This is a genomic window from Croceibacter sp. (genome assembly GCF_002716225.1).
Lineage (GTDB): Bacteria > Bacteroidota > Bacteroidia > Flavobacteriales > Flavobacteriaceae > Croceibacter > Croceibacter atlanticus.
Genome location: NZ_PAZX01000013.1, coordinates 343,640 through 367,006, shown reverse-complemented (window position 1 = coordinate 367,006; position 23,367 = coordinate 343,640). Strand labels below are relative to the sequence as shown.

The following is a 23,367-nucleotide window of genomic DNA, read 5'->3' as shown; positions in this document are numbered from 1 at the left end:
AATAAATTTATCGTTTAACGATTCTTGTTATTTTTATGGGGCTGTTGTTTTCTAAAAGTTGAAGAATGTAAATACCACTTGAGAGGTAATCCATTTGCAAGGTTGTACGTTCTGCTGTTATAGTGTTTGCAGAGATTTGTTTTCCTAAAGTATCATATAGTTTATAAGACAGATTAGAGTCCCATTGCTTAATTTCCAAATGCACGCTATTGTTTGTTGGGTTAGGGTAAATGGAAGTTTCCAAAGCTAAAGGGTTGTTTTCTTCTGTGCTTAAAACCTCTATAAATAAAGGTTGCTGTACACCTTGAACTTCTTGTGTGTTTGCAGAGGCATTTTCAAGGTAAAAAACTTGCCCAATACTAGCGGTCTGTAAAATGTCATTTTGTGGTGGCGAATTAATTGCAGCAGCATTAATTGAGGTTTGTGCAAAGAGCGGAATAGTTAGTAAGCTCAAGAACAATAACCACAGATAGGTTTTGATGTTGATTTTCATATATTATTGATTTAAAGTTCGTTAGTGAAGTTACTTAGGAACGCCTCGTCTTGAAATACCTAATATTAAGTATATTTTTAAGTGATTAAATAATTGATTTATAGTAAGTAACGGCAAGCTGAGGTTAGTGAGAGTAGCACTTGGCACTATAAATAGTAAGATACAAGACGTAAAAGGTTAAGATATAAACTTCATAACTAAAAGCTAAACTTGCAATGTTGCCTAAGCTTTGCTTATTTCTTATCTTCGCGAGACTGTAATAAAAGTAGATTTATTTTAAATATTAAAGCAATTTTTCAATGAAGCAAGCCACTATAAAGTATACAAAGACAGATGAAGCTCCAATGTTAGCTACACATTCGTTTTTACCTATTGTACAACGATTTACTAAAACATCTAACATTACTATCGATGTAGAAGACATCTCATTGGCAGGCAGAATTATTGCAACATTTTCAGACCGTCTTACAGAAGAGCAAAAGCAATACGATGCTTTGGCAGCACTTGGTGAACTTGCTAAACAACCAGAAGCTAACATAATAAAGCTTCCTAACATTAGTGCATCTGTACCTCAACTAAACGCAGCAGTATTAGAGTTGCAGGCAAAAGGTTTTGATATTCCTACTTATCCGGAAGATGCAGAAACAGAAGAAGACAAAGCTTTAAGAGCAAAATTTGCAAAATGTTTAGGTAGTGCTGTAAACCCTGTGTTGCGTGAAGGTAATTCAGATAGACGTGCACCTAAGCCAGTTAAGCAATATGCTAAGAACAATCCACATAGAATGGGCGAGTGGTCTTCAGACTCAAAGTCTCATGTTTCTACAATGGATCACGGTGACTTTAGGCACAATGAAAAATCTGTAACTATTAAAAATGCAGGATCTCTAAAAATTGAGCACGTTGGTAAGGATGGAGAAATAACTACATTAAAAGACAAGGTTTCAGTTTTAGATGGCGAAGTTATAGATGCGTCTGTAATGGAAAAAACGGCATTAATTAACTTCTTGAAAGAACAGGTAAAAGATGCTAAGGATAAAGGCATTTTGTTTTCATTGCATATGAAAGCAACAATGATGAAAGTAAGTGACCCAAAGATATTTGGCCATGCAGTAAGAGTATTCTTTGCACCTGTATTCGAAAAATATGGAGAAACTTTTGACGAGTTAGGAGTAGATGTAAATAATGGTTTTGGAGATTTAATAGCTAAACTACCAGAATTACCAAACGCTAAGCGAGAAGAGATTGAAGCAGCTATTGAAGCTTGTTACAATGAACAACCAGATTTAGCAATGGTAAATAGTGATAAAGGAATTACAAACTTACACGTACCAAGTGATGTTATTATAGATGCTTCTATGCCAGCTATGATTCGTACTTCTGGACAAATGTGGAACAAAGAAGGCAACCAACAAGATACAAAGGCGGTAATTCCAGATAGTAGTTATGCCGGTATTTATCAAGAAACTATTGAATTTTGTAAGACACACGGTGCTTTTGACCCTACGACTATGGGAACTGTGCCAAATGTTGGACTTATGGCTCAAAAAGCAGAAGAATATGGCTCTCACGATAAAACATTCGAAATTGAGACTGAAGGTATTGTTCGAGTTGTAGATGCTCAAGGCAATACACTAACAGAGCACAATGTTTCTGAAGGTGATATTTGGAGAATGTGCCAAGTAAAAGATTTACCAATTCAAGATTGGGTAAAATTAGCTGTAAGAAGAGCAAAAGCTTCTCAAACACCTGCTATCTTCTGGTTAGATAAGACAAGAGCCCACGATGCAGAACTTATTTCTAAGGTAAATACCTATTTAGCAGACTTAGATACAGATGGCTTAGACATACAAATTATGTCTCCTGTTGAAGCTACTAAATATACGTTAGCTAGAATGAAAGAAGGTAAGGACACCATCTCTGTAACAGGAAACGTATTACGTGATTATAATACAGATTTATTCCCAATTTTAGAATTAGGGACAAGTGCAAAAATGTTATCTATAGTACCATTAATGAATGGTGGTGGTTTATTTGAAACGGGTGCTGGTGGTAGTGCTCCTAAGCACGTACAGCAGTTTGTAGAAGAAGGTCACTTACGTTGGGATTCTTTAGGAGAGTTTTTAGCGCTTGCTGTATCTCTTGAGCATTTATCTGAATTTGCAGACAACCCTAAAGCTCAAATCTTGGCAGATACTTTAGATGAAGCAACAGTAAAGTTTTTAGAAAACAGAAAATCGCCGTCTCGTAAGGTTAATGAATTAGATAACCGAGGTAGTCATTTTTACTTAGCAATGTATTGGGCACAAGGATTAGCATCTCAAGATAAAGATGTAGATCTAAAAGCTGAGTTTGCTAGTCTTGCAGAAACTATGCAAGCTAATGAAGATAAGATTATTAAAGAGTTAAATGCAGCTCAAGGTGCTCCTGTAAATATTGATGGGTATTACTATCCAGATTATAACAAAGTGAGTAAAGCTATGAGACCAAGTGAAACACTTAATGCTATTTTAAACTAATTACTAGTTTATATTAATTTAAAAAGCTTTCTAAGATTATCTTAGGAAGCTTTTTTTATGTTTAAAAATAAAAGCCATTTCCCTAAAGCGATATGCTAAAAGAAATGGCTTTTTAGAATTGTTTAAATTTGTGTAGCATCTCTTTCAATGCGTTACTGGTATCTGTTTTTAAACGAACCCGACACAGAAACAATTCTGCTAAATCTAAATTTATACATCTCTTATAAGACTATTATAAAAGCGAATCCTAAAGATTTAGAACGGTCATTATAGTAAAATGAATTACAATCTAAATTATAAATTAACTCTTACTAATAGACCAAAGTAATGAACGTTTATTACTGTATTAAAGTATCTGTAACTCCTTGCGACGTTAGGTATTCTTTAATAACATTACTAATGTAATATAAAATTAAATAAATGACATTATAATATAACTATTTAGTTTTTAACTTGTTATAAACCTTTGTTATTAACATTTGTTGATATGTAGTCTTAGTTAATCTTTGTTAAGGTAACATCTGTCGGGATTGAGAATCCTGGCTGTATTTCTGGGCTTATACCTTCTATATAGATGTCACCTTTGCCTCTAAGGCTCCAATCTGCTTTCGTGGCTAAAATACTGCCATTGCTTTGGGTAAGATATTCTGTGATTTCTAATCTTCCGTTGCCAAGCTTTTCTTTTGCATAATCACTAAACTGAAAATGGAATGTTAGATCTGAAGGATGACCACTACCGTATATAGGTACATATGCACCGCTCCAAAAATTAGTGCTGTTTACAACATTGTCTAAGGTGTTAACAACCACAATGCCATCTTCTACATATTTGTATTTGCCGACAAGATAATCTTTATATATGTCACTAAAATGTACATAAACCATTTCTATTTTCTCAAACACTAATGTTAAGGTACTGCTGCCATCTGTCCATTCCCAAGTGCCAACAAAAGGTTGGTAGGCGTTGGTTGTATCTTTGTAATAACAGCCTGGTGTAAGCTCGATTGAGTAATCATTTTCTCGAGCTTCCATTGAGATAATGGGTTGTTGTGCTTTGCCGTAAACACCAATTAGTAGAAATAGTAAAACAATGACTCTCATAACTATGATAGATATTCTCAAGATTTTAAAATTGCTTTGTTAAAACAATATCGGTTGGGATATTAAACTCTGTGGGTTGATCTGTACCATACATACCTTGTGGTAGGGTTACTTTCCAATCCATTTGTTGTGGTTGTGAATTTGGGATTATAGTAAGGATTAGATTACCTCTAACACCAGTAATATAATTAGGGTCGTAAGGTATACTATTGTCGTAAATTAAACCTTCAAAGTTTATACCATTATTAGAGGCCCCATCTATCACAGGAAACCAATCTGTATTAGATTGTCCTATTTTTCTTTGAGAGGTATATATTGTGGTCTCTAGTTGTTCTCCAGATTGTCCAATCTCTACCATCTCAAAATGGCCTTTAATTTCATCCCAAAAAAAAGAAGGTCTATTGCCATTTTCATTTTCATTATATTCTTCTTTCCAAAGTGTTATTCTAAATATTTGATTACCAATTTGTTGCTCCCAAGTTCCTAGAAAAGGAGCAAAATTATTATTTAAGTCTTTAAAATACTTTCCTTCATTATTGCCATCGTTAAATGTTGAAGCGTCAACTATTTGTTGTGCATTGCAGTAAACAATTAATAGAAAAAATATAAAAGTGATTCTCATTATTACTTTAAAAATAAAAAAAAAGCCTTTCAACTCTAGAGAAGAAAGGCTTTTAATGTGTTTAGAGTGAAAACTACTCAGTAAAACGACGTTCTTTAATACGTGCTTTTTTACCGGTAAGGTTTCTAAGGTAGTATATACGTGCTCTACGTACTTTACCACGCTTGTTAACTTCTACTTTTTGTAAAGCAGGCATGTTAACTGGGAAGATACGCTCTACACCTACAGTACCACTCATCTTACGGATAGTAAATGTTTCTGTAAGACCTTTTCCTCTACGTTGTATTACTACACCGCGGAAAAACTGCGTACGAGATTTTTCACCTTCCTTAATTTCGTAATACACTGTTATAGTGTCTCCAGCTACAAATTCTGGAAATTCTTTTTTTGTAACGAATTCGTCTTGAACAAATTTGATTAACGAGTCCATAGTATATGGTTTTGTGTTTAGTTTGAAACAACATTCGCGATTCTCGCCAGAGGTTATTTTAAATCGAGGTGCAAAATTACTTATTTTTTTCTATTAACCAAGTGTTTTTTAATAGAATATGCAATTATTCCCAACCTACCCAAAATTGCTTAATAACTGCATTATCAGGAATTTGAGAGGCTTCAATTTTTGTGCTAGTGTCAAACTGTAGTTTGCTTGGTAACTGTTTCTTGTCTATTGTAACATAAGCGTTAATCTCATCTATAAAAATTACGGCAGAGCTCAACGTATTTTCAATTCTTGAAATTGGGTAAAATTCCTGTATGTCTTTAAAGGTGCTTTTTACAGTAAGACCTTTTTCAGTTTTGTAACGATCATCTATAATACGTATGTTAGCAATTGTGCTTGTGCTATCAAATTCTTCAGATGGTGCTAAGTGTAATAAGTAGGTGCCACCTTTTTCATAAATATCTATTTCTGCGCCGCCATTTATAAATTCATCTCCAGTAATATTGTTCACAATGGAGTCTTGGCTGTAAATAGAATCTAATTGGCTTACTTTAATGTCCTTGGTGAGCTTGCCAATATTTGTTGCTGTAATTAAAAAAGGGTCTTGTTCTTTTTCGCAAGATGTAAAGAAGATACAAAGTATTGCAATTGCTAAAAGGTTCTTCATGAGTATGTAGGATTTTAGTTTTAAAAACGTTTAATAGTCTTCGAAAGTAATGTACTTTACAGTAAGCTCAAAATTGATTAATGTCTATTTAATAAATTTTATGAGCGATGGGTATAACGAACAGTTCCTTCCGGCTCTTAACTTTATTGCAGATCCTATAGCTAAACTACAATTTAGTAAATACAATAGGATAACAATGTAAAACAACATAGAGCTACCGGAATAATGCATAACTTTAAATAGAGTGGCCAGTATTATAATTCCAAATGTGATAAGTGACCATATAATTTGAAAATTTAATATAGTTGCACCCACTTTATGTAACCCTATAATTTTATTTTTTTTAGGCATCCAAAGTATTAATGGTAATATGATGTTGCCTAGCGGTAAGATAATAACTGATAAAACTGAAAGGTGTAGTGCTATATGATAGGTTTTGTCTTCCTCTTTACCGTAAACAGCAAGGTCTTCAATATTTAATTGTAATGCAGTACATATTAAATGTAGTGTTTTGCCGCGTGGTTCATTTTTATTGGTTTCTATACGCTGTATGGTTCTCAAGCTTACCTTAGCGGAATCTGCCAATTCTTCCTGAGAAAGTCCTTTTTGTTTTCTTGCGTCTTTAATTTTTTGACCTAGGTGACTCATGATATATGTTTTAAATTATGCATCAAAACTAATTGTGAACATATATAATCTCTTGCGTCTTGTGTGTGACATGTTTACGACATTTATGTCAAAAGTCTGTAAAACAAATATTTAGACATGGTTGTTATTTAATCATTTTACCTAAGATGCCTAGCACACCTCTAATTACTGTGGCACTGGTAAGCACTTTTATTATGGCTTTTTGAGTATCGCTAGTTGTATTTCTTGACCGTGTTTTTCTTCTGCTTGTTGCTTTTTTTGCTTCTTTTTCTAGCTCTTCGCGTTCTGCTTGGGCTTTAGATTTTGCTTCTTCTTCAGCAGCTTTAGCAATTTTTTCTTCCAACATTTCGTTGGCACTTTTTCGGTCTATCACTTCATTATACTTATCTGCTAGGTAAGACTCTTCATTAAGTGTTTTAATTTCTTTGTCTGTAAGTATGTCCATTCGGCTCATAGGAGCTCGCATCATTGTGGCGGCTAAAGGGGTTGGTCTTCCTTTTTCATCTAATGCAGAGACTAAGGCTTCTCCTATTCCTAAAGATGTAAGAACATCTGCTGTATCATAAAACGGAGATATAGGATAGTTTTCTGCAGTTAGCTTAATGGCTTTTCTATCTTTTGCTGTAAATGCACGTAAGGCGTGTTGCACCTTTAAGCCTAATTGGCTTAAGACACCATCTGGAACATCTGTTGGGTTTTGAGTTACAAAATAAAGACCTACACCTTTAGAGCGAATTAACTTTACAATACTTTCAATTTGTGAGTGTAATGCTTTAGAGGCTTCTTTAAATATAAGATGTGCTTCATCTATAAAAATTATGAGTTCTGGTTTGCCGCTATCTCCTTGTTCTGGAAACGTTGAGTATATCTCGGCTAATAAACTTAACATAAATGTTGAAAACAACTTAGGCCTGTCTTGTATATCGGTTAGGCGAATAATATTTATATAGCCTTTACCATTACTATCTGTACGTTTAAGGTCTTTAACTTCAAAAGAACGTTCACCAAAAAATATATCTGCGCCTTGTTGTTCAAGCTCTACTATTTTTCTAAGAATTGCTCCGGTAGATGCAGATGAAATCCTACCGTAATCCTTCTCCAATTCTTCCTTACCTTCATTTGTAGAGTATTGCAAAACTTTTTTAAAATCTTCAAGATCTAGTAAAGGCAATTTATTGTCATCGCAATATTTAAAGATAACAGAGATAATACCACTTTGGGCATCACTGGCATCTAATATTCTAGAAAATAAAACGGGTCCAAACTCACTTACCGTAGCTCTTAACCTCACGCCATCTTGGTCGCTAAGGCTCATAAGCTCAACAGGAAACTTACTGGCATTAAAAGGTAATCCTATTTTTTCATGACGTTCATCTATTTTCGGGTGGCCTTCACTTGCTGCTGCCAAGCCACTTAAGTCACCCTTCATATCCATAAGTAAAACAGGTACACCTTTATCACTTAGGTTTTCTGCCAGTACTTGTAAAGATTTAGTCTTACCAGTTCCAGTAGCACCAGCAATAAGACCGTGACGGTTCATAGTTTTAAGCGGAATTTTTACAAGGGCATTGGTAATAGTTTCGCCATCCAGCATAGCTGCGCCAAGATTAATACTATCACCTTTAAATGTATTGCCGTTATCTATAACCGCTTTAAACTCGTCTCTTTTAGTCATGGCTCTTTAAAATTAGACGATAAAAATAGGAATACATTTATGGGTTTACAATATTACTTTTATAATAATAAAGGTTAGAGACAATCCTTCTATTTCAAAAGGAATACCCTTATCTTTGCCAGCTATGACGAAAGAAGAGATATCTCAATTGGTTGAAGAGGGTAAGATGTTGCCACTTATGGAAGAATTTTACACCATACAAGGTGAAGGTTATCATAAGGGAACGGCTGCTTACTTTATAAGAATTGGTGGTTGCGATGTAGGTTGCCATTGGTGTGATGTAAAAGAGAGTTGGGATGCAGAGAAACATCCGCCAACCGCAACAGAGCGTATAGTTTCTGAAGCTGTAAAATACTCTAAGACTATTGTTGTTACTGGAGGCGAACCATTAACTTGGGATATGACACTGTTAACTCAGATGCTTAAAGCTGAAGGTGCTCAAACACATATTGAAACAAGTGGTGCATATACATTAACTGGTAAATGGGACTGGATTTGCCTATCTCCTAAGAAGTTAAAGCTTCCTACTAAAGAGGTTTATGAAAAAGCTAATGAGCTTAAAGTTATTATCTTTAATAAACACGATTTAAAATTTGCAGAAGAACAAGCAGCAAAAGTAAATAAGGATTGTATTTTGTATTTGCAACCAGAGTGGAGTGTAAGAGACAAAGTAGTACCTTTAATTGTTGACTTTGTGATGGCAAACCCACAATGGAAAGTAAGTTTGCAAACACATAAGTATTTGAATATTCCGTAATAACTTTAACTAACTAAATAATTAAAAAATGAAAACGTATTTTATTTCTGCACTTGTGTGCTTAATGTCTGTAATGTCTTGGGGTCAAGTAGAAGAAGGTTACGAAGACACCTTAAAAAAGATGTTTGAAGTATCTGGTACAGAAGCTGCTTATCAATCTACAATTAAACAAATGGTAGGTATGTATAAATCACAAAAATCAGATGTGCCTGCAGATGCTTGGGATTCTTTAGAAAAGGAATTTTTAGCAATGTCTTTAAATGATTTAACTAAAATGTTAGTGCCTGTATATAGTAAGCACTTAACAAAGAATGATTTAGAAGAGTTAATTGCATTTTATCAAACCGAAGTAGGTACTAAATTTGCAAATAGCACACCGGCAATTATGCAAGAATCTATGCAGGTAGGACAGCAATGGGGAATGGAACTTGGAAAACGTTTCAATGAAAAAATGTCTGAGCAAGGTTACTAAACTACGTTTCAGTATAAATACAAAACCCCGAAACATTAGTTTCGGGGTTTTTGTTTGTAAGTAGGTTCTTAAATTTAGATAGACATAAATGGTATCTCTACAAATGTATTATCCCAACCCATCATTAAATGAGTACCGTTTTCAACAGGCTTAAATGCCATAGAAAAAGATTCAATAGGCTTAGGAGAAGTTCTTACAGGTACATTAATTCTAACTACATCCATTTCTTCCTTGTAATCATAAGCACCCCAAACATTATTTGCTTTGTTTAAGATAACTGTCCATTCCTTCTCATTAGGAATAGTATATAATGTATATGTACCAGCACTTACTTTTTTTCCTCCTACAGTCATATCTCTATAAAAGGTAACTTCAGATGCTTCATTTGCACCCGTACGCCAAACTTTACCATATGGTACAAGATTTCCGAAAATCTCACGATCTTTCATTTGTGGTCTACTATACATTACTCTTGCAATAGGCTCTTTCTTTTCATTTCTAAAAAGGGTTACATCTAAAGGACTAACATCCATTTTAGAAAAGTTAACCTTATCTGAGTCTTTTGTCATTTTGTCTTGTGCAGTAGCTACAGATGTTGCAAATACAATTGCAACAAGCATCATAATATGTTTCATTGGTTTTAGTTTTTAATTAATTTTTGACTTTGTCTTAAAGATACAGCAAGACTTACACCAAAACAGTTAATACATTGTTTAACTTCTGTTAAATCCTTAATGCTACAAGTTGTAAGTCGAAAGCTATTATTAGTAAGTTTAGAATTTAAAAATGTTACTAATAATCGAAATTTAGTTTTAAATTATTACCATAATAGAGTATAGTGTTTACATAATGTAATCTTATATTCATATTTGTGTATATAAAGAAAACAAAACAAACTAAATTATAGTATTATGTGTGGAATTGTATGCGCATTCGATTTAAAAGAAAAGTCTGAAGTTTTAAGACCTCAAGTGTTAGAAATGGCAAAAGCTATACGTCATCGTGGTCCGGATTGGAGCGGTATTTATAGCGATGATAAGGTTATAATGGCTCACGAAAGATTGGCTATTGTAGATCCAGCATCTGGTAAACAACCGTTATTGAGTGATGATTGTAAACTCATATTAGCTGCGAATGGAGAGATTTATAACCATAGAGAATTACGTAAGCAGTTTGAAGGAAACTATGATTTTAAAACTGAAAGTGACTGCGAGGTTATTTTAGCTTTATATAAGGAAAAAGGAGTTGACTTTATAGACGATATGAATGGCATTTTTGGTTTTGCTATTTATGATGCAGAAAAGGATGAGTATTTTGTGGCTAGAGACCATATGGGAATTATTCCATTATATATTGGTTGGGATCAAAATGGAACATTTTACGTAGCTTCAGAATTAAAGGCGTTAGAAGGTGTTTGTTCTAAAATAGAATTATTTCCTCCAGGACATTATATGTCTAGTAAAGACGGAAAATTTGTACAATGGTATAAAAGAGATTGGACAGAATTTGATGCTGTAAAAGATAATGAAATTAGCATTGCTAAAATTAAAGAGGCGCTGGAAGCTGCTGTACAAAGACAGTTAATGAGTGATGTGCCATATGGTGTATTGCTTTCTGGCGGATTAGACTCCTCTGTAACATCTGCAATAGCAAAAAAATATGCTCAAAAACGAGTAGAAAGTGATGGTGAAAAAGATGCTTGGTGGCCACAACTGCATAGTTTTTCTGTTGGTTTAGAGGGTTCTCCAGACTTAGCTGCTGCACGCAAAGTTGCAGACCATATAGATACAGTACATCACGAAATTAAATTCACAATCCAAGAAGGTTTAGATGCAATAAGAGATGTTATTTACAATCTCGAAACATATGACATAACAACAATACGTGCAAGTACGCCAATGTATTTAATGGCACGTGTCATTAAATCTATGGGAATAAAAATGGTACTGTCTGGTGAAGGTGCAGATGAGTTGTTTGGTGGCTATTTATACTTTCACAAGGCTCCAAATGCTCAAGAGTTTCATGAAGAAACTGTTCGTAAATTAAGTAAACTACACATGTATGATTGTTTGCGTGCTAATAAGAGTTTAGCAGCTTGGGGAATTGAAGGTCGTGTGCCATTTTTAGATAAAGAGTTTATGGATGTTGCAATGAGTATAAACCCACAAGATAAAATGATTAATGGTGAGCGTATGGAAAAGTGGGTAGTACGTAAAGCGTTTGAAGATATGATACCAGAAAGTGTGGCGTGGAGACAAAAAGAGCAGTTTAGTGATGGTGTTGGTTACAGTTGGATAGATACTTTAAAAGAAATGGTAAACGATTTAATAACAGATGAACAAATGGCAAATGCACATTTTAGATTCCCTATACAAACGCCTCAAAACAAAGAGGAGTTTTATTACCGTAGTATTTTTGAAGAGCATTTCCCTAGTGACGCTGCGGCACTTTGTGTTCCTCAGGAGCCAAGTGTGGCGTGTAGTACTAAAATTGCTTTAGAGTGGGATGAAGCATTTAAAGATATGAATGATCCTAGTGGTAGAGCTGTTGCTAAAGTTCATGATGATGCATACCAAGAAAAAGAAGCTGTAGCAGTATAAAGATTAAATTTAGTTATGTTTTGTTTTCAAGGGCTCTGAAATTCCAATTTAGAGCCCTTGTTGTTTATTTTTTTATAAACTGAACACTTTGTCGTCCTGTATTATGTTGTATACTCAAAAAGTAAAGGCCAGCAGCGTGATTAAAATTAAAACTGTAGTCTTTTACGCCTTTACTAACAAGAGACTCTCTAGTAAGCTTTTCTACACGTCTTCCTTGGTGGTCATAAAGTTCTATTATGGCATTATCGGTTTCAGGATATTCAATTGAGAAATTTAATTTGTCTGTTATGGGCATAGGCGATATAACCACTTTTAAGTCCTTACGGGACTCTAAATTGTTATTTGGAACAGAAAGAGTTTCAGTTAATTTTAAAATAGTAGCACCAGAGCAATAGGCAGTATTACCAATAAAGAAAATACGGTTTGCGTTTGTACCAAATCCTAAATCTGTCCACGTGTCTCCACCATCATTTGTTTCATAAAGGTTACCAATATGGCCACCAACCCAACCTCTTTGAGGTGTTTCAAATCCAAGTGCTTGTATTGGTCTAATAGGGCAATCTTTGCTTTCCCAAGTTGCACCAGCATCAAAACTCTTAATTACTTTACCTTGCTGCATAGGTACAGACTCTATAGATCCAAACAGTACATTAGGATTACCATTAACAAACTGTAATTTCCACACATATTCTCCTGCAATGTTAGAGTTGTAAATTTGTGTCCAAGTTAAACCGCCATCTGTAGTTTTAAGAATAACGCCACCATTATCATCTTTTCCAGCTGCATAACCAACTAATTCATTTAGAAAAATCACTTCTACCAAAGCATTGGCAAGTGTGCTTAGATCTGTATAAGACCAAGTATCTCCAGTATCTGTAGTTTTTAAAATAAAAGCAGGTTCATTATAAGCTCCACAACCATACATTGTAGTTTCAGATGCTTGTGAAAGCCCGCAAATTGCTGTCGGATTGTTAGGAAAAGTAACTGGAGACCAATTAATACCACCATCTGTTGTTTTAAAATGCAACCCGCTAAGTGACGTGACAATACCAATATTTTCATTATAAAATTCAATATTTCTGTAGTAAACATTTGCAGAAATATCGGCTTCATTTAAAACCTCAGTCCAATTTTCACCACCATCGATGGTTTTAAAAACATTACCGTTAGCGCCATTAGCTATCCATCCTAAATCTGAATTTATGAAAAAGACATCATCAAAACGAGTTCCATTTGCGTTTACAGGAGCATTGTCTAAACTAGACCAAGAGCTTTGTGCGAGTAATGAAGAAGTGAAGATGCTAAATATGAGTAAGATATGGTATTTCATAGGTGCTATTTTTTAGTAAAAGTATTAAAAAATAGACTGTAAAAGCTCCTGAATGTAATGCTTAAAATTACTCACAAATTGTTGATAACTTAAGGGCTTCAATCTTGTATGACACCGCGATAAAAGAGGTGTTTTGTTATATTTGTCTGTTAGTGAAATTTCGAGAAAAATAAGACCAATTTTAATATGAGCGAAGAATCAAAGAAACAGTATTCAGCAGATAGTATTCAGGCCTTAGAAGGAATGGAGCATGTGCGTATGCGCCCATCTATGTATATTGGAGATGTTGGTATACGTGGTTTGCACCATTTGGTATATGAGGTAGTAGATAATAGTATTGATGAGGCAATGGGAGGTTATTGTGACACTATAGATGTCATAATAAACGAAGATAACTCTATTACGACTAAAGATAACGGCCGTGGTATTCCTATCGGTATTCACAAAAAAGAAGGCGTATCTGCACTTGAGGTTGTAATGACTAAGATTGGTGCTGGTGGTAAGTTTGATAAAGATTCTTATAAAGTTTCTGGAGGTCTTCACGGTGTTGGTGTATCTTGTGTTAACGCATTATCAGACCATTTAAAAGCTTCTGTACATAAAGACGGTAAAATTTGGGAGCAAGAATATGAGCGTGGTAAGCCATTGTATCCTGTAAAAGCTGTAGGTGATACAGATTTTTCTGGAACAGTTGTTACGTTTCATCCAGACAACCAAATCTTTCAGCAAACTATAGAATATAATTACGAAACGCTTGCAAGTAGAATGCGTGAGTTAGCTTTCCTTAATAAAGGACTAACCATTACATTAACAGATAAGCGCCAAACAGATGATAAAGGAGAGTTTATTTCAGAACGTTTCTTCTCAGAAGAAGGATTGTCTGAGTTCGTACGTTTCTTAGATGGTAATAGAGATCCTATTATTAAGGATGTTATTTCTATGGAAGGTGAAAAGAATGGTGTACCTGTTGAGGTGGCTATGATTTATAACTCATCTTACGCAGAGAATTTACACTCTTACGTAAACAATATTAATACACACGAAGGAGGAACACACTTAGCAGGTTTTAGAAGAGGTTTAACATCATCTCTTAAGAAGTTTGCAGATGCTTCTGGAATGTTAGATAAACTAAAGTTTGACATTGCTGGAGACGATTTCCGTGAAGGATTAACTGCAATTATATCTGTAAAAGTATCTGAACCTCAATTTGAAGGGCAAACCAAAACAAAATTAGGTAACCGTGAAGTAACATCTGCGGTATCTCAAGCAGTATCAGAAATGATTGAGATTCATATGGAGGAAAATCCTAATGATGCTAAAACAATTATAGAAAAAGTTATCCTTGCAGCACAAGCAAGACACGCAGCTAAGAAAGCACGTGAAATGGTGCAGCGTAAAACCGTAATGAGTATTGGCGGTTTACCTGGAAAGCTATCAGATTGTTCTAATCAAGATCCAGCAGAATGTGAAGTATTTCTTGTCGAGGGTGACTCTGCAGGTGGTACAGCAAAGCAAGGTCGAGATAGAGCATTTCAAGCTATATTACCATTAAGAGGTAAAATTCTTAATGTTGAAAAAGCAATGTCTCATAAAGTGTTTGAAAACGAAGAGATTAAAAACATCTTTACAGCTTTAGGAGTAACAATAGGAACAGAAGAAGACAGTAAAGCATTAAACTTATCTAAATTACGCTATCACAAAATAGTTATTATGTGTGATGCCGATGTAGATGGTAGTCACATTGCAACTCTTATCTTAACGTTCTTCTTTAGGTATATGAAAGAACTTATTGAAGCTGGTCATATTTATATTGCAACACCACCACTTTACTTAATAAAGAAAGGCCAGAAAAAACGCTATGCTTGGAACGAAGATGAACGTGAAGCAATTGCCAATGAGTTTAAAGGCAGTGTAAGCGTGCAACGTTATAAGGGTCTTGGTGAGATGAATGCAGAACAGCTTTGGGACACAACAATGAACCCAGAGTTTAGAACATTACGACAAGTAGCTATAGATAATGGAGTAGAGGCAGATCGTATATTCTCTATGTTAATGGGGGATGATGTACCGCCTAGACGTGAGTTTATCGAGAAAAACGCAAAATATGCAAATATTGATGTCTAATTTTTAGACACCCTAATAAACTGACGCTTAAAAAATTAGTCTTTTTTAAGCGTCTTTTTTTATACATTTATATGAAATTGTATAATTACTTATTAATAAATTCGTTTTAACAAAAAACATCTCTTATGAAACATATACTATTTACACTCGTATTTCTAACTACAATAACAACTGTAAGTGCACAGCAAAATTTAGATGAGTTGCTGGCATCTGGAGTTGAGGATGCGCAAACGTTTACACAACAATATATTACACCTGGCGCCGAAGGTTTATTGTGGAATACCACAAGTGGCTGGATGCAAGGTGCAAAAGTGAAGAAAGTTTTGGGGTTTGAATTTTCTGTAATGGGAAGCGCAACATTGATAAAAGATGAACAAAAGTCTTTTACATTTAATAATAGTGATTATAATAATTTAGAATTACAGAATGGAAACGCTTCGCAAGAAGTAGCAACTGCTTTTGGAGAAAATAATCCAGATGTTTTAGTGGTTACCACTGTAGAAAATGAATTTGGTTTTGAAGAAGAAGTAGAAATTGTGTTACCACAAGGTTTGGGTTCAGAGAATATTAGCTTTCTGCCAACAGCATTCCTACAAGCTAGGTTGGGTGTTTTTAAAGCTACAGAAGTTAAGGTGCGTTATTTTCCAAAGATAGAGTATGAGGACATTAAAACAGGACTTGTAGGTATAGCAGTGCAACACGAGATAAGCCAGTGGTTTCCTGGTAGTGATGTACTACCAATACGTGTTTCTGCTTTAGTCTCTTATACCAACACATCTGGAGAATATGACTTTACAGATGAAGGTATTATTGAAGGTGAAAATCAACGTTTTGAGCTCACACAAAATAGCTACACGGTCGAGGCACAAGTATCTACTAAATTGCCAATTATTAATTTTTATGGTGGTTTAGGATATGTAACTGGAACTTCTGAGTTTGATATATTAGGAACCTATAGGTTTAGAGATGCAACACCAATATTTGGAGGCGAAGAGTCTATAACAGATCCATTTAGTATTGAGAATGATATCTCTGGAGTACGCGCAACCTTAGGGTTAAAACTTAATTTAGGCTTCTTTGGGTTGCACGCAGATTATAATATAGCAGATTACAATACAGTTTCAGCTGGTGTGCATTTTGGCATTTAACAATTACTTAACATTGAAGTTTAGTTTAGATAATATAAAAGAGTCATTATTTATAAAAAGAACTTCATAAATAATTGAATTTCAAAATGTTATTATATTTAATTAGATGTAATACATAACGTTCCCTTATAGTTTTCTTAACTTATTTCATCCAAAAAAATGAGTTTTCATAGAGTATTTTTGCGCCTCAAACCAAAACTATAACTCACAATGAAAAAACTCTCATTATTTTTTCTTTTTTGTTTAACTGCATTAAGCTTTTCTTTTGCCCAAACTACGGTAACTGGAAAAATTTATGATGGTGATAGCAATGCTCCTTTATTAGGTGCAAACATTATGGACGTATCTTCTGGAAATGGTACAATAACAGATTTCGATGGAAACTTTTCATTATCAGTTGGTTCAACTTCTGGAGAATTAAAAATTTCTTACGTAGGATACATTACTAAAACTGTTGCTTACAACGTATCTGAAGGTAAAACATCTATTGGTTCTGTAACATTGGCTCCAGATGAGGCAACACTATCAGAAGTAGTAATCACAACTTCTGGTGTTGTAGATTTAGCTAAGGACAGAAAAACTCCTGTTGCTGTTTCTACTATTAGAGCTAGTGAAATAAGACAAAAATTAGGATCTCAAGAATTTGTTGAGATTTTAAACACAACTCCATCTATCTATGCAACTAAGCAAGGTGGTGGTTATGGTGACTCAAGAGTTAATATCCGTGGTTTTGATACTCAAAACTCTGCGGTATTAATTAATGGTGTGCCAATTAATGATATGGAAAACGGTATTGTATACTGGAGTAACTGGGCAGGTCTGTCTGATGTTGCATCAGCTATTCAAGTACAAAGAGGTTTAGGATCTTCTAAACTAGCTGTTTCTTCTGTAGGTGGTACAATAAACGTTGTAACTCGTAGTGCAGATAGATCAGAAGGTGGATTTGTATCTACATCTGTAGGTAACAATGATTACATCAAAACATTAGCTTCTTACTCAACAGGTTTAAGTGAGTCTGGATGGTCTGGATCTTTCTTATTTAGCAGAACAGCTGGAGATGGTTACATAGACGGAACAAAGTTTGAAGGTTTTAACTACTTCGCATCTGTAGGTTACCAACCAAATGAAAATCACGGTTTAGAGTTTACAGTAACTGGTGCGCCACAATGGCACCACCAACGTTCTAGAGCGAGCTCAATCGATGCTTACATACAATATGGTGGTGGCGAAGAGCCAAGAATTAAGTACAATGAAGATTGGGGCTTTAGAAATGGTGAAGAATATTCTTTTAGAAGAAACTTTTACCACAAGCCTATCTTAAGCTTAAACTGGGATTGGACAATTAGTGACGCTACTAAACTTACTACAACTGCTTACGCATCATTTGGTCGTGGTGGTGGTACTGGTGAGATTGGTGAAATTAATGGAAGAAGACAATTTGCTTTACCTAGAACAGACAATGGTTTAATTAGAGTAGATGATATCGTTGCATACAACAGTGGTCAATTAGTTCCAGATTTTAGCGCTCAGCCTAGAGCTCAAGTTAATGGTCTTTACTTAAATAATAGTGACCTTAACGATAATGAAAACAATACTAACGGTATTACAAGACGTGCATCTATCAACTCTCACAACTGGTATGGTGTATTAGCAAATCTTAACAACAAGTTATCAGATGAGTTAACTTTAGATTTCGGTATAGATTTAAGACAATACAAAGGATTTCACTACAGAAGAGTTAACGATCTTTTAGGTGGTGATGCTTACCAACAAACAGATAATAGAAACAATCCTGTTGATGATGCAGCATTATCTAACATCTTCTTTGAAACGTATGATGCAGACCAACCTTGGTGGGTTTTCGCAGATATAGATGATGAAGAGAAAATAGACTACTATAATACAGGTCTTGTAAACTGGGCAGGTGCTTTTGGACAGTTAGAATATACTAAAGATAATATCTCTGCATTTGTTCAAGGTGCAGTTTCTAACCAAGGCTTTGCTAGAGAAGAGTTTTTCGGAACTACACCAGCAGAAAAAACTGACTATGAAAACATCTTAGGAGGTAACATTAAAGGTGGTATTAACTGGAATATTAATGATAACCACAATGTATTTGGTAACGCTGGTTACTATTCTAAGCAGCCATTATTTGATGCAGTTTACATTAACTTCTCAAACCAACTTAACCCAGACTTAGTAAATGAGCAAGTTGTAGGTTTTGAGCTTGGTTACGGTTACAGAAGCAGAAACTTTAGAGCAAACGTAAACCTTTACCGTACGAGTTGGGCAGACCGTTTTGAGTCTGTATCTGCAACGTTTAATGAAGATACTCCAGACGAAATTAGAGGTACAGCAAACATCTTAGGTATTACTCAAGTTCACATGGGTATTGAGGCAGATGCACGTTATAGAATTAATGAGTTTATTGGTGTTAACGGTATGATCTCTATTGGAGACTGGCAATATAAAGACGATGTAGTTGCTACATATTTTGATAACAACCAAGAACCAGTTGTTATCGATGGTGAGTCTCAATCAGTATTATTACCATTAGATGGTGTAAAAGTTGGAGATGCTGCACAATTTACAGCTAGTTTAGGTGCAGATGTAAAGCTTTACAAGTCATTACAAGTAGATGCTAACTACCGTTTTGCAGATAATTTATATGCAGCTTTCGATGCTTCAGATGTTAGCGAAGATGGTGCTCTTAAATTACCTTCTTATGGTCTTTTAGATGCTGGTATGTCATTCTCAATCCCTTCATTCTTAGGTGAAAAAATGACGTTCCGTTTAAACATAAACAATGTATTAGATGAGGTTTATATCTCTGAGTCTGATACTAACAGATTTGCTCAAGAAGGTGATGCTACTTATGATGGTATTGCTACTTCTAACCGTGTTTATTTCGGTTTCGGAAGAACTTGGAATGCAAGTTTAAGATTTGATTTCTAAAAACAACATAATTTTTTGAAATAGCCTTAAAGCCGCTTCTTAATTGAAGCGGCTTTTTTTATATACCAATATTGGGTTTAATACTTTGGTTTATAGTAGATTTGGTGTACTCTAAATTATTTTATTGAAACGTTACTTCACTCTTATACTACTCTTAGTTGTAAACTGTAAACTATGTTCGCAATCCTCAAATGTAGATGAGGTTGTTACAGATTTTTTAATTATTTCCAGAGCCTATGTCACGCCAGGCGCAGAAGCCGCAATACATCAATCTTCTGCAGGATGGTTTAATAGTGCAAAATCACTAAGCAAATGGCAGTATAATGTATCACTACACGGCAACGTTTTATTTTTACCAGAGAGTAAAAAAACAGCACAGGTGAGTAATTCTCAATTTACCAACCTTTACTTACAAGATGGAACAGAGACAGCTACTATTCCTACTGCTTTAGGGGATGATAGTGCTATATTTTTTGAAGGTACTGTTTTCGATGAGGATTTTGAGTTTCAAGCGTTAGAAGGCATAAATGAAAACGAGTTCGTTTATGGATTTATTCAGGCCACTATTGGTTTGCCCTATGGTACCCAATTTTCTGTGCGCTATGCACCTAGTATAAATATTAATAATGTAGATTACTTAGTGTATGGTTTAGGTTTACAACATAACGTATCACAATATTTTAAATCACCTAAACAATTTCATTTAGCGTTACAAGCAACCTATTCTAATTTTAAGTTCGATATAAATTATGATCCAGTTGAAATTCCTGGTGTAACCTTTAATAATATTCGCGTCCTTTCTAACTCTATATTAGTACAAGCTATTGCTAGTAAACGTTTGCACTATTTTGAGCCATTGTTAGCTTTAGGATTTACATCCTCAACATTTAGATATGAACTTGGTGGCGATGGTGAAGCACTTTTGGGAGCCTTAAATACAGCATTAAAAGATTTAGATGATACGAAAGTAAACCCTACTGCAAACCTTGGGTTTAATCTTTATTTTGGTAAACTTAACTTTCAAACTATAGCAACGTTAGGAGCTTTTATAAATTTAAACGTTAGTGTTAATTATGCAATTAATTAACCTTTCCACAGATTGTGAGTGTGTAGAATAGTTACTATTTTGTTTCTGAATCTAGTAACTTAAGCTATGACAATAAAAGATCAATTATCTAGAACTTTATTAGTTAAGACGCCTCCAAAGCGTATTGTGTCTTTAGTGCCAAGCCAAACAGAGTTATTAGTAAATTTAGGTTTGGAGCATCAAATTGTTGGGCTCACTAAATTTTGCGTTCACCCAAAAGGTTTAATTAAAAAAAAGACCGTTGTTGGTGGTACAAAGCAAATTCATAGTGACAAACTAGAAGCACTAAATCCAGATATTATTCTATGTAACAAAGAAGAGAATACTAAAGAAATTGTTGATACCTGTGAGGAAATTTGTCCTGTACATGTTTCTAATGTACAAACCTTAGAGGAAAACTATGAACTCATCAAGCAATATGGAGCACTATTTAATAAAGAACCTGAAGCAGAGACGTTAATATCTAAACAGAAATCTGAATTTTCACAGCTTACAAATCAGCTAAAAGGAGTGAAGAAGAAAAGAGTAGTGTATTTAATATGGCGTAATCCTTATATGACAATTGGCAATGACACCTTTATAAATTACCTACTTAAAATTGCTGGTTTTGAAAATGTGTTTGCAAATAAAACTAGATATCCTGAGCTACAACTTGAGTCACTCAAAGATTTAGCAATAGATTATGTATTTCTTTCTTCAGAACCTTATCCCTTTAATGAAAAACACTTTAAGTACTTTGAGGGAATTATTGATAAGTCTAAATTAATTAAAGTAGATGGTGAGTACTTTAGTTGGTATGGTTCTAGATTGCTTGGGGCAGCAACCTATTTTAAGCATTTGCGAGCAAGTTTAGGATTGGGTCTCTAACCTCTTAATTTCTCTCAATACCAAATCTGCTCTTTTGTTTAGGACATCACTTTTTTGCTTGTCTTTAATAGCGGTGTTGTAAGATTTTCTCATTAAATAAGTATACTTATTTTTAAGTTTATCTAAAGAGCTCTTGTTCTTAGATTTAAATAGCATTCTTGATTGTAATTTTTTATCAGATATAATTGTTTAGTACCACAAATCTAATTAAGCAGATTAAAGTGAAGTCTTAATGAAGAGTTAATAATCTGATAATAATTCTTTAATATTTTGAGTATTGTTAAGAATTTACTGCTAACTATTAAACAAATTGTTATGAAGCTTCTTAAACTAGTATTTATTCTGTGTTTATTGTTTAGCAATCCACAACTTAATGCACAAGAATCCTGTAATTGCTGTACAGAAAAGCATAACCAATTTAATTTTTGGGAAGGCCAATGGGAAGTAAAAGATGAAAAGGGAAAAACTTTAGGATATAGCACAATTTCATTTGTACAAAACCATTGTGTTTTAAAGGAAGAATGGTCTAACTCAACATCTGCATATAAAGGAACTAGTTATAACTTCTATAATTCGAAATCTAACCAATGGGAACAGCTATGGTTAGACAATCAAGGTGAGGTTCTTAAATTATCAGGTCAATTTTTAGACGGTAAAATGATTTTAACTTCACAAACAGCTAATTATGAAACGCAGCAAGAAGAAAAAGTAAATCGTATTACTTGGACACCATTACAAGATGGTCGCGTAAAACAAGAATGGAACACTATTAGCGCTAATGGTGAAGCAACATTAATTTTTAAAGGGTTTTACGAAAAGCTTAAGCGCTAGCACGTAATAAAAACTGAATTTTCGCCAAGGTCTTATAGGCTTTAAACTCCGAGTAATCACTAACACTAGGATCTGTATATTTAAAATGATAAGCATTTTCCATATGCTTTCTATACTTACTTTCTAACTTACTTAAAATTTGTGTACGGGCTAAGGGCTTCATAGTATAATTGTAAGAGATTATTTATTATGTACGCATAACTAATTTATGTTATTAAGTTGTAAGTTAGTGGTTTCCTAAATAATTTTAATATTTATTTAACACGTGTAGTACTACGCATTTAATCTTGTAGCGCGAAAACGCGTCTTAGCAAATCTGTTGTTCTAGAAGATACTTGGTCTCTTATATTATTTTCTTCAACAGCAATCATTGTAAAAACACCCTTTAAGGCTTCTTGCGTTACATAATCTGTTAAATCTGGATTCACATTTTGAGTAAATGGAATTTGGTTATAGCGTGTTATTAAGTTCTCCCAGATTTGATCTGCACCAACCTTTGAGAAAGAGTTACTAATTACAGGATTAAATTTAGCATAAAGTGCGTTAGTCGTTTTATCGCTTAAGTATTGTGTGGCTGCATTATCTGGACCTAAAAGAATATTCTTAGCATCTGTAAAGGTAATATCCTTAACAGCATCAATAAATATAGGTGTTGCTTCACTAACAGCATCTTCTGCAGCTCTGTTAAGTAATTTTATACCTTCATCTGCTAAATTTCCTAAGCCAATATCTCGCAATCCTTTATCTACCTTTTGTAGTTCTTCGGGTAAGAATATCTTCACCAATTCATTTCTATAAAAGCCATCTTGCTGTGTTAGTTTTGTAACCTGTTGGTCTATACCTTTATCTAAAGCTTGTTTAAGACCTTGGCCAATTTGCTCTTGTGTAAGGCCATAACCTTGTTGTGGTAAATTATTAACTACTTGTTGTAGCTCTGCACAAGAAGAAACTACAAGAATTAAACATAAAGCGATAACTTTTTTCATAGGAAAGGTGTTTGTTATACCCAAAGATACACAATGCTTAAATCATGAA

Annotated in this window: 22 protein-coding genes; 10 read left to right on the top strand and 12 right to left on the bottom strand. The window is 34.3% G+C overall.

Annotation, left to right across the window (positions count from 1 at the left end; all coding sequences use genetic code 11):
- Positions 1 to 7 precede the first annotated feature (7 nt).
- Entirely contained in the window at positions 8 to 493 is a 486-nt protein-coding gene (locus tag CL818_RS11475; protein ID WP_041240941.1) for a T9SS type A sorting domain-containing protein, read from the bottom strand.
- 299 nt (positions 494 to 792) lie between these two features.
- Here CL818_RS11475 and CL818_RS11470 point away from each other — a divergent pair, with 299 nt between their 5' ends.
- Positions 793 to 3,009: an NADP-dependent isocitrate dehydrogenase gene (locus CL818_RS11470; RefSeq protein ID WP_272973510.1), complete on the top strand. Its 2,217-nt coding sequence runs from the start codon at positions 793 to 795 to the stop codon at positions 3,007 to 3,009.
- Between the two features lie 495 nt (positions 3,010 to 3,504).
- Here CL818_RS11470 and CL818_RS11465 read toward each other — a convergent pair whose 3' ends face one another.
- The 6 genes from CL818_RS11465 to CL818_RS11440 all read right to left on the bottom strand — a co-directional run bounded on the left by CL818_RS11465 (position 3,505) and on the right by CL818_RS11440 (position 8,161).
- The gene (locus CL818_RS11465) at positions 3,505 to 4,110 is read right to left on the bottom strand and encodes a DUF6705 family protein (protein WP_272973511.1); all 606 of its coding nucleotides are present in this window, start codon (positions 4,108 to 4,110) and stop codon (positions 3,505 to 3,507) included.
- A gap of 25 nt (positions 4,111 to 4,135) precedes the next feature.
- Positions 4,136 to 4,732, bottom strand: a complete 597-nt coding sequence (locus CL818_RS11460) for a DUF6705 family protein (RefSeq protein ID WP_272973512.1) — start codon at positions 4,730 to 4,732, stop codon at positions 4,136 to 4,138.
- 73 nt (positions 4,733 to 4,805) lie between these two features.
- Complete coding sequence (gene rplS / locus CL818_RS11455; RefSeq protein WP_013187113.1) at positions 4,806 to 5,162, bottom strand: 50S ribosomal protein L19; 357 nt, start codon at positions 5,160 to 5,162, stop codon at positions 4,806 to 4,808.
- Positions 5,163 to 5,286: 124 nt separating this feature from the next.
- Positions 5,287 to 5,838, bottom strand: a complete 552-nt coding sequence (locus CL818_RS11450) for a hypothetical protein (protein WP_013187114.1) — start codon at positions 5,836 to 5,838, stop codon at positions 5,287 to 5,289.
- An 84-nt stretch (positions 5,839 to 5,922) separates the two neighbouring features.
- Entirely contained in the window at positions 5,923 to 6,486 is a 564-nt protein-coding gene (locus CL818_RS11445; RefSeq protein ID WP_272973513.1) for a helix-turn-helix domain-containing protein, read from the bottom strand.
- A 124-nt stretch (positions 6,487 to 6,610) separates the two neighbouring features.
- Positions 6,611 to 8,161, bottom strand: a complete 1,551-nt coding sequence (locus CL818_RS11440; protein ID WP_272973514.1) for a helicase HerA-like domain-containing protein — start codon at positions 8,159 to 8,161, stop codon at positions 6,611 to 6,613.
- 124 nt (positions 8,162 to 8,285) lie between these two features.
- On the opposite strand from CL818_RS11440, the gene CL818_RS11435 reads away from it, so the two are divergent.
- The gene (locus tag CL818_RS11435) at positions 8,286 to 8,918 is read left to right on the top strand and encodes a 7-carboxy-7-deazaguanine synthase QueE (protein WP_013187117.1); all 633 of its coding nucleotides are present in this window, start codon (positions 8,286 to 8,288) and stop codon (positions 8,916 to 8,918) included.
- A 28-nt stretch (positions 8,919 to 8,946) separates the two neighbouring features.
- Positions 8,947 to 9,390 carry a DUF2059 domain-containing protein gene (locus CL818_RS11430; protein ID WP_013187118.1) on the top strand — a complete coding sequence of 148 codons (444 nt, stop codon included), beginning with the start codon at positions 8,947 to 8,949 and terminating at the stop codon, positions 9,388 to 9,390.
- A gap of 74 nt (positions 9,391 to 9,464) precedes the next feature.
- Here the strand turns inward: CL818_RS11430 and CL818_RS11425 are convergent, their stop codons facing one another.
- On the bottom strand, positions 9,465 to 10,025 hold the full coding sequence (locus tag CL818_RS11425; RefSeq protein WP_272973515.1) for a DUF2911 domain-containing protein: 561 nt from the start codon (positions 10,023 to 10,025) through the stop codon (positions 9,465 to 9,467).
- A gap of 276 nt (positions 10,026 to 10,301) precedes the next feature.
- Here CL818_RS11425 and asnB point away from each other — a divergent pair, with 276 nt between their 5' ends.
- Positions 10,302 to 11,990, top strand: a complete 1,689-nt coding sequence (gene asnB / locus CL818_RS11420; protein ID WP_272973516.1) for an asparagine synthase B — start codon at positions 10,302 to 10,304, stop codon at positions 11,988 to 11,990.
- A 64-nt stretch (positions 11,991 to 12,054) separates the two neighbouring features.
- Here the strand turns inward: asnB and CL818_RS11415 are convergent, their stop codons facing one another.
- Positions 12,055 to 13,320, bottom strand: a complete 1,266-nt coding sequence (locus CL818_RS11415) for a YCF48-related protein (protein ID WP_272973517.1) — start codon at positions 13,318 to 13,320, stop codon at positions 12,055 to 12,057.
- A 186-nt stretch (positions 13,321 to 13,506) separates the two neighbouring features.
- On the opposite strand from CL818_RS11415, the gene gyrB reads away from it, so the two are divergent.
- From gyrB to CL818_RS11390, 5 genes are all read left to right on the top strand, one after another.
- Complete coding sequence (gyrB, locus tag CL818_RS11410) at positions 13,507 to 15,444, top strand: DNA topoisomerase (ATP-hydrolyzing) subunit B (protein WP_013187122.1); 1,938 nt, start codon at positions 13,507 to 13,509, stop codon at positions 15,442 to 15,444.
- A 125-nt stretch (positions 15,445 to 15,569) separates the two neighbouring features.
- On the top strand, positions 15,570 to 16,592 hold the full coding sequence (locus CL818_RS11405; protein ID WP_272973518.1) for a DUF6588 family protein: 1,023 nt from the start codon (positions 15,570 to 15,572) through the stop codon (positions 16,590 to 16,592).
- 210 nt (positions 16,593 to 16,802) lie between these two features.
- Positions 16,803 to 19,547, top strand: coding sequence for a TonB-dependent receptor (locus CL818_RS11400; RefSeq protein ID WP_013187124.1), 2,745 nt, complete (start codon positions 16,803 to 16,805; stop codon positions 19,545 to 19,547).
- Positions 19,548 to 19,671: 124 nt separating this feature from the next.
- The gene (locus CL818_RS11395) at positions 19,672 to 20,634 is read left to right on the top strand and encodes a DUF6588 family protein (protein ID WP_286973114.1); all 963 of its coding nucleotides are present in this window, start codon (positions 19,672 to 19,674) and stop codon (positions 20,632 to 20,634) included.
- Positions 20,635 to 20,700: 66 nt separating this feature from the next.
- Positions 20,701 to 21,501 (top strand): ABC transporter substrate-binding protein, encoded by an 801-nt coding sequence (locus CL818_RS11390; protein WP_272973521.1) that lies wholly within the window; start codon positions 20,701 to 20,703, stop codon positions 21,499 to 21,501.
- On the opposite strand, the gene CL818_RS13550 is transcribed toward CL818_RS11390, so the two are convergent.
- Positions 21,484 to 21,657 carry a Lacal_2735 family protein gene (locus CL818_RS13550; protein ID WP_353743990.1) on the bottom strand — a complete coding sequence of 58 codons (174 nt, stop codon included), beginning with the start codon at positions 21,655 to 21,657 and terminating at the stop codon, positions 21,484 to 21,486. The genes CL818_RS11390 and CL818_RS13550 overlap by 18 nt on opposite strands.
- A 159-nt stretch (positions 21,658 to 21,816) precedes the next feature.
- On the opposite strand from CL818_RS13550, the gene CL818_RS11385 reads away from it, so the two are divergent.
- On the top strand, positions 21,817 to 22,332 hold the full coding sequence (locus tag CL818_RS11385) for a hypothetical protein (RefSeq protein ID WP_286973112.1): 516 nt from the start codon (positions 21,817 to 21,819) through the stop codon (positions 22,330 to 22,332).
- On the opposite strand, the gene CL818_RS11380 is transcribed toward CL818_RS11385, so the two are convergent.
- Positions 22,322 to 22,495, bottom strand: a complete 174-nt coding sequence (locus tag CL818_RS11380; RefSeq protein WP_013187129.1) for a hypothetical protein — start codon at positions 22,493 to 22,495, stop codon at positions 22,322 to 22,324. The genes CL818_RS11385 and CL818_RS11380 overlap by 11 nt on opposite strands.
- A gap of 118 nt (positions 22,496 to 22,613) precedes the next feature.
- Positions 22,614 to 23,318 (bottom strand): DUF4197 domain-containing protein, encoded by a 705-nt coding sequence (locus CL818_RS11375; protein ID WP_272973523.1) that lies wholly within the window; start codon positions 23,316 to 23,318, stop codon positions 22,614 to 22,616.
- Positions 23,319 to 23,367 lie beyond the last annotated feature (49 nt).